The 7776-nt window shown below is 36.9% G+C and carries 10 protein-coding genes; 8 read left to right on the top strand and 2 right to left on the bottom strand.

Translation table 11 applies throughout. The features are described from left to right. Positions 1 to 231 (top strand): YetF domain-containing protein (locus ADJ83_RS07975; RefSeq protein ID WP_048717470.1); only part of this gene is annotated, 231 nt, incomplete at its 5' end. Between the two features lie 178 nt (positions 232 to 409). Here the strand turns inward: ADJ83_RS07975 and ADJ83_RS07970 are convergent. Both ADJ83_RS07970 and ADJ83_RS25820 read right to left on the bottom strand, forming a co-directional pair. Next, the gene (locus tag ADJ83_RS07970) at positions 410 to 3406 is read right to left on the bottom strand and encodes a Tn3 family transposase (RefSeq protein ID WP_031538352.1); all 2997 of its coding nucleotides are present in this window, start codon (positions 3404 to 3406) and stop codon (positions 410 to 412) included. A gap of 141 nt (positions 3407 to 3547) precedes the next feature. Beyond that, complete coding sequence (locus tag ADJ83_RS25820) at positions 3548 to 3721, bottom strand: hypothetical protein (protein WP_162837599.1); 174 nt, start codon at positions 3719 to 3721, stop codon at positions 3548 to 3550. Between the two features lie 287 nt (positions 3722 to 4008). Here ADJ83_RS25820 and ADJ83_RS07965 point away from each other — a divergent pair, with 287 nt between their 5' ends. From ADJ83_RS07965 to ADJ83_RS07935, 7 genes are all read left to right on the top strand, one after another. Beyond that, positions 4009 to 4215, top strand: a complete 207-nt coding sequence (locus tag ADJ83_RS07965; RefSeq protein WP_017695330.1) for a DUF1657 domain-containing protein — start codon at positions 4009 to 4011, stop codon at positions 4213 to 4215. 74 nt (positions 4216 to 4289) lie between these two features. Further along, positions 4290 to 4745: a YhcN/YlaJ family sporulation lipoprotein gene (locus tag ADJ83_RS07960; protein ID WP_031538351.1), complete on the top strand. Its 456-nt coding sequence runs from the start codon at positions 4290 to 4292 to the stop codon at positions 4743 to 4745. 17 nt (positions 4746 to 4762) lie between these two features. Next, positions 4763 to 5242 carry a stage V sporulation protein AC gene (gene spoVAC / locus ADJ83_RS07955; RefSeq protein ID WP_017695333.1) on the top strand — a complete coding sequence of 160 codons (480 nt, stop codon included), beginning with the start codon at positions 4763 to 4765 and terminating at the stop codon, positions 5240 to 5242. Beyond that, a complete protein-coding gene (gene spoVAD, locus ADJ83_RS07950; RefSeq protein WP_031538350.1) occupies positions 5242 to 6255 on the top strand; it encodes a stage V sporulation protein AD in 1014 nt (337 codons plus the stop codon). The genes spoVAC and spoVAD overlap by 1 nt, the downstream gene beginning before the upstream one ends. 1 nt (position 6256) lies before the next feature. Continuing rightward, positions 6257 to 6607, top strand: a complete 351-nt coding sequence (spoVAE, locus tag ADJ83_RS07945) for a stage V sporulation protein AE (RefSeq protein ID WP_031538349.1) — start codon at positions 6257 to 6259, stop codon at positions 6605 to 6607. Between the two features lie 11 nt (positions 6608 to 6618). Beyond that, positions 6619 to 6825, top strand: coding sequence for a DUF1657 domain-containing protein (locus ADJ83_RS07940; protein ID WP_031538348.1), 207 nt, complete (start codon positions 6619 to 6621; stop codon positions 6823 to 6825). A 28-nt stretch (positions 6826 to 6853) separates the two neighbouring features. After that, on the top strand, positions 6854 to 7714 hold the full coding sequence (locus ADJ83_RS07935; RefSeq protein WP_031538347.1) for a DUF421 domain-containing protein: 861 nt from the start codon (positions 6854 to 6856) through the stop codon (positions 7712 to 7714). Positions 7715 to 7776: the final 62 nt, after the last annotated feature.

The raw sequence follows: 7776 nt of genomic DNA, 5'->3' as shown, positions 1-7776 counted from the left end.
TCCAAGTATCAAAAACCAGACAAGCAAGATCTCAATCTTCCAGAAAGTCCAGTAGACCTCCCAACATCGTTAATTATAGATGGGGAAATTTTATGGGATAATTTACATGAACTCGGATTTGATCAACAGTGGTTAGATAACCAATTAACTACCAATGGATATGATAATGTAAAGCGTATACTTTACGCAGATTGGCGAGAGAGTGAAGGCATACATGTAAGTCCTAAATAAAATTTGTTAGGATAAGAGCATATCAATTTTCTTGGTGAATATAAACTTTAGTCTTCAACGGGCGCTTTTCTGGAGTAAGGATTGCGCTCTTTCCGCATCTAAGTGTTCATTACAAAAGACCAGCTAATATCTTGACGGGATATTAGCTGGTTTTTGTCACCGATCAAAATGATCAAAACTACGACACTTTCAACTTAATAGGTATTCGCTGATTCATATTGAGTTCAAAAGTTCCGTATGGATTGACATGATGATAAAATAAAGGTGTTAATCCCCTAAAATCTTCTGGAGTCATTTTCTCCAACCAATATTGGTTGTTGTCATAAAGTACTTCTTGTACCATTAAGGTATTCATATAGACTAAGCAATTTTGCAGCAATTGAAGTGATAAGGCAGACACCTCATGATCTTCTATAGAATTGGAACGAATTTCACTATTTTTTCCATAAAAAATATAGGTGTTCACCGAGTTCCATTGTTCCACTGTATTTAATCCTTCATGGATCTCCCTGCGAATCTCTTCATAGTGTAAATAATCACATAAAAAGATCGTTTTAATCGCTTTCCCTAATTCACATAAAGCTAGATATGTTGGATGTTTTGTATCCCTAGTAAATCGCTTTAATATGGATTCGGCAGAAGCAGTACCCAAACGTAGAGCAGTTGCATACTTAATGATTTGTTCATACTGTTGTCCAATAAGATCCCAGTTAATTGGTCTACTTAAAACCGGTTGCAGGTGAGGATATTCATCATTCATGCCAGCTTCTGGACGATATAACTTTTGAGAACCTATATTTTTGAAACGTGGCATCAGCTTAAAACCAAGCAGATGACAAAAAGCAAAAGCAACCACACTTTGTCCGTGTGTATCGACATAATTTCGATCGATTTTCATATCTGTGCAGTGACGAAGGACCCCTTCTATCATCGCGGCCACTTCGGAAGAGAGACAGGACTTAAGCTGAGAATAAATACATGCCGATTTTCGATCCGTATGCCAATAAATCATAACCCCCTGCCTCTTATAACGAGGATGCCATTCGGAAAGGAGGTTCTGATCCCAAGATCCAAAATGTTTTGAATCGGAAGCACATGCAGTAGTAGCTTCTCCCCATACTTCTTTCTGCCGATGGTAGATAATATGATTGGTAACCTCTGCATTGGCTTTTCGTAAATGATCTTTATGAATAAATTTTTGACGGATATACCGAAGCTCCCGATAACCATCTAGGTGGTTTCCAGCAGAAACAGCTTTCAAACCTGTATTCGTTCCTAATCCAAATAAACTGAGAAGAAGCCGTCGTTGGATGGTTTCTCGATCTAAAATCTCGCTATCAGCAGTGGTCTTAAAATGCTGGGTAAACTCCGTATGAAAATCTGTTTCTTTTAATAAATCCAATAGGTTGATATCAGACCAACGATTCTTAATCTCCTGTTTAATCCTCATCACATGTGGGGGTTCAATTTGCTTTTCAAGTGGAGTGACTCGAATCCACCCCTTGTTATTTCTAGTAGTAATCGCGACTTGTTCGTTACTTTGAACCTCTAACCCTTGATTTAGTAATTGGAGCTTATCTTTCATCAACTGTATAATATCTTCGATAAAAGGCTCTACATCAAGTGGTGCTTTCAGTGCTTGAAAATATTCTTCCTTGTGCTCTTCAAAATCTTGGGGGAGATCTTCATCTGGGTTTCGATATCGATCAGCACCCTCAATCCAAATTTCTTTACAACGAAGACGAGTACGAAGCGATTGGATCACTGCAATTTCATAATTGATTCGATTCACTCTCTCTATGCCTTTGCTGTCTATCTCGATAATGACATCTTTCCATTTGGGCTGAATTACGCCTTCAATAGGCACTTCATCTCCAGCAGCGAAAAAACGTTGCCCACTTTCTCCATATTCTCGAATGAGTTGAATGGCTTCAATCACAGGTTGATGAAATTTATTGTTGGACCGAAAGGTAAGATTCATTAAAATATTAGAGAAAGCATGTCGATAATATCCGCGATAAGAGGCATGCATCTTTGTATAGATTTTTTCTTTGTATTCCCGATTATTTTTTGTCATATCTTTTATAATATCTTGAATCGTGGAAGGACTGACAATAGGGAATAGAGTATCTTGAATAACGCCTTCTGGATGATCTACCGTCGCTTTTAATAAGTTGACAATATGTTTATTTTTCCCTTGGATTCTTTCTAATTCCTTTACTGCTTCTTTTCGGGTTGTATTCTTGGCCTTATTTCCGAACTTAAGCGTAATTTCATCCAATAAATCAGCTAAATAATCAATGACTTCCCCATGACGATGCGAAAATAAGATGGCAAGTAGAGTATAACGAATGGGTGCTGGGTGTGCACGCAATTCCGTTAAGGTCTCCGTAGCTGCACGAAGTCGATATTTCTTTACTAATTTCGGAGTCAAATGATGAAATAATCCTGGAGGAATGTGTAGATGCTTGATCGCTAATAGTTTTTTAACTTCCATTTCCATGGTGCTTACACTTGGTTTACGAGGAGAAGATAAAAGGTGCCGAAAAGTTAAAATGTCAGATTCCACTTTCTCATGAAACTCTTCTTCAAAACCTTCTTCCGATTCCTCATCCGCATGAGATTCCAGTAATGCATCTAATCGAGAACAAGTCCTAGGAGACAGCTGATGATAAGTCGATTGATATAAATTCTTTTCAAAAGTGTCAATGGCAGAATCAATCATCCGATTCAAGCTTCCAATCGAAGGAGGTTCGACTTTCCACTTACGAAATAAGCTATATGCCTGATTTTTTAAGTAGTCGATATCATGAGTAAATTGAACTTGACCGTGTAACCACTCTGTCAAAAGTTCGTTATCTTTTGCTGTAAGTTCTCGAAAACCGAAGAATTCTCGAATTTGTTTTCGATAATAAGTAAAGTTTCTTTCATCTGCGCCCCAACGATATTCCACAAAGAGCACTGAAGATAACCCCAATTGCTGTGCTATAAATTCAACTACCACTTTGGGAATATCTTGTTTCTTAGAAGGAAATCTAGCCTCTTGTTGAAAGTACTTTAATAATACTGCAAATCCTAAACGACTTGCCCCTGTTTTATTACCAATCAGTTTTCTTTCAATTGATACTACTACAAAATGTTCTAGCAGCTCATCTTCATTCCAATTTCGTTTCATAAATATCCTTCCCCTAACATTAGAATAATCACTATTTTGAGTGTAATCTATTGAATAGAGGGTGAAAACTCTACTTTGCGGTCTAGAGCAGCAACCCTGTCACTAAGCCTAGAAGTTGCTATACAAATGAAAATGCTTATTTTAATGTATCCTGTCCCAAACCCTACTTAGATCTAAGGGAACATAAACTTTATCGCGATGAATTTCCTTATGTATAATAGGATTTTTAAAACTATCCTCTAAACTTCCAAAAAAATTCTTTTGTCTAGCTCGTGGTTTTGGTCCTAAAACCATTTCACTATAATCTTTATACATACTTCCTATTCTCCTTTGATAATTTTCCACTTTCTTATGTTAAATAATTTAATAACACAAACCTGCAACTATTACTCCATTTCCAAAACAAAAAGCATATATGTCTATGTTTGGACTAAAACTCACAGTAACCCATGAATAAATCAACTGAACTTTAATCACTTTTTTAAAAAAGCTTGATTTACCAAAAACCTTAAAATATTTCATATTTAAATTTTAAAAATAAATGAATAAATTTATATTTTATTTAGCACCATATTACTGTCAAATCATAGGAGGTGTTATTCATGACAGTCATAAATGACGTTAAAACAGCTTTAGCTGGATTAAAAAGCGCTCAAGCTAGCTTTGAAACATTTGCTCTCAGTACGGATAATCAACAAGCTAAGAAACTTTATCAAGATGCTGCTACACAAACCCAATCCGTTATTGATAATGTTGAACCACGTGTTCAACAAATCGAACAAGAAGAACCTCAATACAAACAACAATAATGAGTATGGCGAAAAGGTTGGTTGAAAGGCCAACCTTTTGCATCCCTATACTGGTAAAACATGGAGGTGATTTCATGAAAGTGAAAATATTATTTTTCATTTTAATCCTTATCGGAATGGGTTCAGGGTGTAACGGGAACCAAAATCAGTTAGATAATAATAATGATTTGAGTATTTCACAAGTACATACAAGTAAACCAATTGATCAATCTGTTGCCAATCATGCTAAAGAAAAGATTATCACTAAGGAAGAAATTTCGGATGTAAAGGCTGTGAATACAGATAATGAGCTTTTAGTAGCGATAAAAGTCGGAAATTTCAACCGTTTCCGATTAAAAAATATCGAGAAGTCAGTTAAATCTGACTTAAAAAAAATGTATCCCGATCATAAAGTATTTGTTTCGAGTGATAAAAAAATGTTCTGGGAACTTGAAAACATAGAACAGAGACTGAAAAAAAACGATACGAATGAGAAAAACTTAAAAAAGGATTTAAATAAACTGAAAAGTCTTATGAAGGAACAAACATAAAGAGAAAGGAACGAGTTATGTCTAATAATCAAAAGAAACAACTCACTCCTGTGCAACAGGAATACCAAAAATTGCAAAAACAACGAGAGATTAAAAGACCGGTTGTTAAAAATTGTATAAAGGCCTTTATAACTGGTGGACTTATCTGTCTGATCGGTCAGTGTATTTCTGACTTTTACATTTATTTTTTTGATTTTACTGAGCAAACGGCCGGAAATCCGACAGTGGGTACGTTAATTTTTATTACGATGCTTCTTACTGGTTTTGGTGTATATGATCGAATGGCCCAATTTGGAGGGGCTGGAACAGCTGTACCCGTAACTGGTTTTGGCAATGCGGTCATATCACCTGCCATTGAGCATCGTTCCGAAGGATTTGTACTGGGCGTAGGCGGCAACATGTTTAAATTAGCAGGGGCGGTTATTTTATTTGGTGTTTTTTCTGCTTTTGTCATTGCCCTCATCAAGACCATTTTAATCCAGTGGGGTGGTTTATAATGCTTGCAGGTCATCGTACATGGATCTTTGAACACAAACCTGTGATACTTTCTACTGGAACAGTTGGAGGACCATTTGAAGCAAACGGAGCGATCGCAGAAGATTTCGATCTCCTTCATGCTGATTTATGGCTTGGACAGGATTCCTATGAAAAGGCACATAAAGTCCTTTTTGAAGAAGCCTGTCAAAAAGCCATGGAAAAAGGGGGCATCCAAAAAGATCAAGTTCAATTTATCCTAGCTGGGGATCTGATCAACCAGATAACTCCGACAAGTTTTGCCAGTCGAACAATTGGATCTCCGTATTTTGGTTTATTCGGTGCCTGCTCTACGTCTATGGAAGGATTGGCTCTAGGTGCTTATATCGTTAATACAAAAGGGGCTAAATATTTGTTAACAGGAGCTTCCAGTCATGATACAGCTGTTGAAAAACAATTTCGGTATCCTACAGAGTATGGTGGACAAAAACCTCCTACGGCACAATGGACAGTTACTGGCGCCGGTGTAGCCCTTTTAAGTGATTCTGGGGATGGGCCTCGTGTCACTTCTGCCACAATAGGTCGTGTAATTGATATGGGTCTAACCGATCCTTTTAATATGGGAGGGGCTATGGCTCCTGCTGCAGTTGATACCATTGAAGCGCATTTAAAAGAACGAAACGTCGATCCGTCTTATTATGACTTAATTGTTACAGGAGACCTTGGGAAAATTGGGCATGAAGTTTCTTTGGATCTATTTAAAGAGCATGGAATTCCTATTCGTAAAGAGCAATACCAAGATTGTGGCCTTATGATTTATAGGGAGGGGCAACCGGTTCTTGCAGGAGCAAGTGGAGCAGGATGCTCAGCAACGGTAGTTTATGGTCATCTGTTAAACCGGATGAAAAAAGGTGAATTCAAAAGAATGTTAGTCGTTGCAACAGGTGCTTTATTATCTCCTCTTTCTTTTCAGCAAAATGAAACGATTCCTTGTATTGCACATGCGGTATCGATTGAATATGGAGGTGAACAATGATATGACCTATTTTTGGGCATTCACAGTAGGTGGTTTGATTTGTGTGATTGGGCAGATAATGTTTGATGTTTTTAAACTTACACCGGGACATACGTTAAGTACCCTTGTAGTAGTGGGGGCAATTTTAGATGGGTTTGGTTTATATGAACCGTTGATTGATTTTGCTGGGGCAGGGGCCACCGTTCCGATTACAAGTTTTGGGAATTCGCTTGTTCATGGTGCGATGCAGGAAGCAGAAAAACATGGGTTAGTTGGTGTACTGACAGGAATTTTTGAAGTAACTAGTTCCGGTATTTCAGCAGCCATTGTTTTCGGCATGATAGGAGCTTTACTTTTTAAACCAAAAGGATAAGGAGACTTAGGATGACAGTAGGATCAGATGTTAAACAGTGTTTTGCCAGTCTAAAGGGAGTAGAAGCAAGTCTCTCAAGTTTAGCCTTACGGACTTTTGATGATGAATCGAAAAGAACTTTGCATGAGGTTATGATGGTCGTACACGAAGTAACAAAAGATTTAAAAAAAAGAGTAGGAGAACTAGAAGGAGAGGAATTTCAGTACAAAGGTTTCTAGAAAACTATATTTACAGGGGGTATAAGCGGTGCCTGAATGGTTAGATATAGCTGTACGCTCAGCATTATTTGTTGCTGTTTTATTTTTAATCACAAAATGGTTAGGGAAAAAGCAAATTTCTGAACTAACTTTCTTTGAATATGTCACTGGTATTTCTATTGGAAGTATTGGTGCAGAAGTAGCTATGGGACTTGAACGAAGTATATTTCATGGAATTATTGGAATCTTCATTTTTGCTGCTATTCCCTTTTTTGCTGGTTTAATTTCATTAAGAAGTAAAGGTTTTCGCAATTTTATAGAAGGGAAATCAACTGTATTTATCAAAGATGGTAAAATCATGGAAGATAATTTAAAAAAGGAAAGATATACAACAGATGAACTGTTAGAACTACTTCGCAGAAAGGATGTCTTTCAGGTGTCTGATGTAGAATTTGCAGTGCTAGAGGCAACAGGAGATTTATCCGTTATGTTGAAAAAAGAGAACCAACCATTAACAGCAAAAGATTTAAACTTATTTGTTCCTTCCATTAAAGAACCACAGACTGTCATTATGGATGGTGTCTTATTTGACGAACCGCTAGCTACAATTGGACGAAATCGAGCTTGGCTACACACTGAGTTAGAAAAATTAGGGGTTACGGTTGAAAATGTATTTCTCGGACAGATTAATTCTTACGGAGAGTTAACGATTGATCTGTTTGACGATAAATTACAAGTCGCACCCCCACAAGAAAGACCCTTAATTCTTTCAACCTTGAAAAAATGTCAAGCAGACTTAGAACTATTTGCTCTTGGAACCGAATCAAAAGAAGCTAAGCAAATGTATAGTAAAAATAGTGAAAAACTACAAGAAGCTATTGTTAAAATGATGCCTATTTTAAAAGGATAATGGTTTATTTCGCTATCTTGGATGATCTTAAGACACATAACAAAAAAGTAGTACCATTTTTT

The organism is Bacillus sp. 522_BSPC, assembly GCF_001076885.1.
GTDB lineage: Bacteria > Bacillota > Bacilli > Bacillales > Cytobacillaceae > Niallia > Niallia hominis.
Note: the sequence above shows the minus strand (reverse complement) of the source record. Positions and strands in the feature narration are given on the sequence as shown.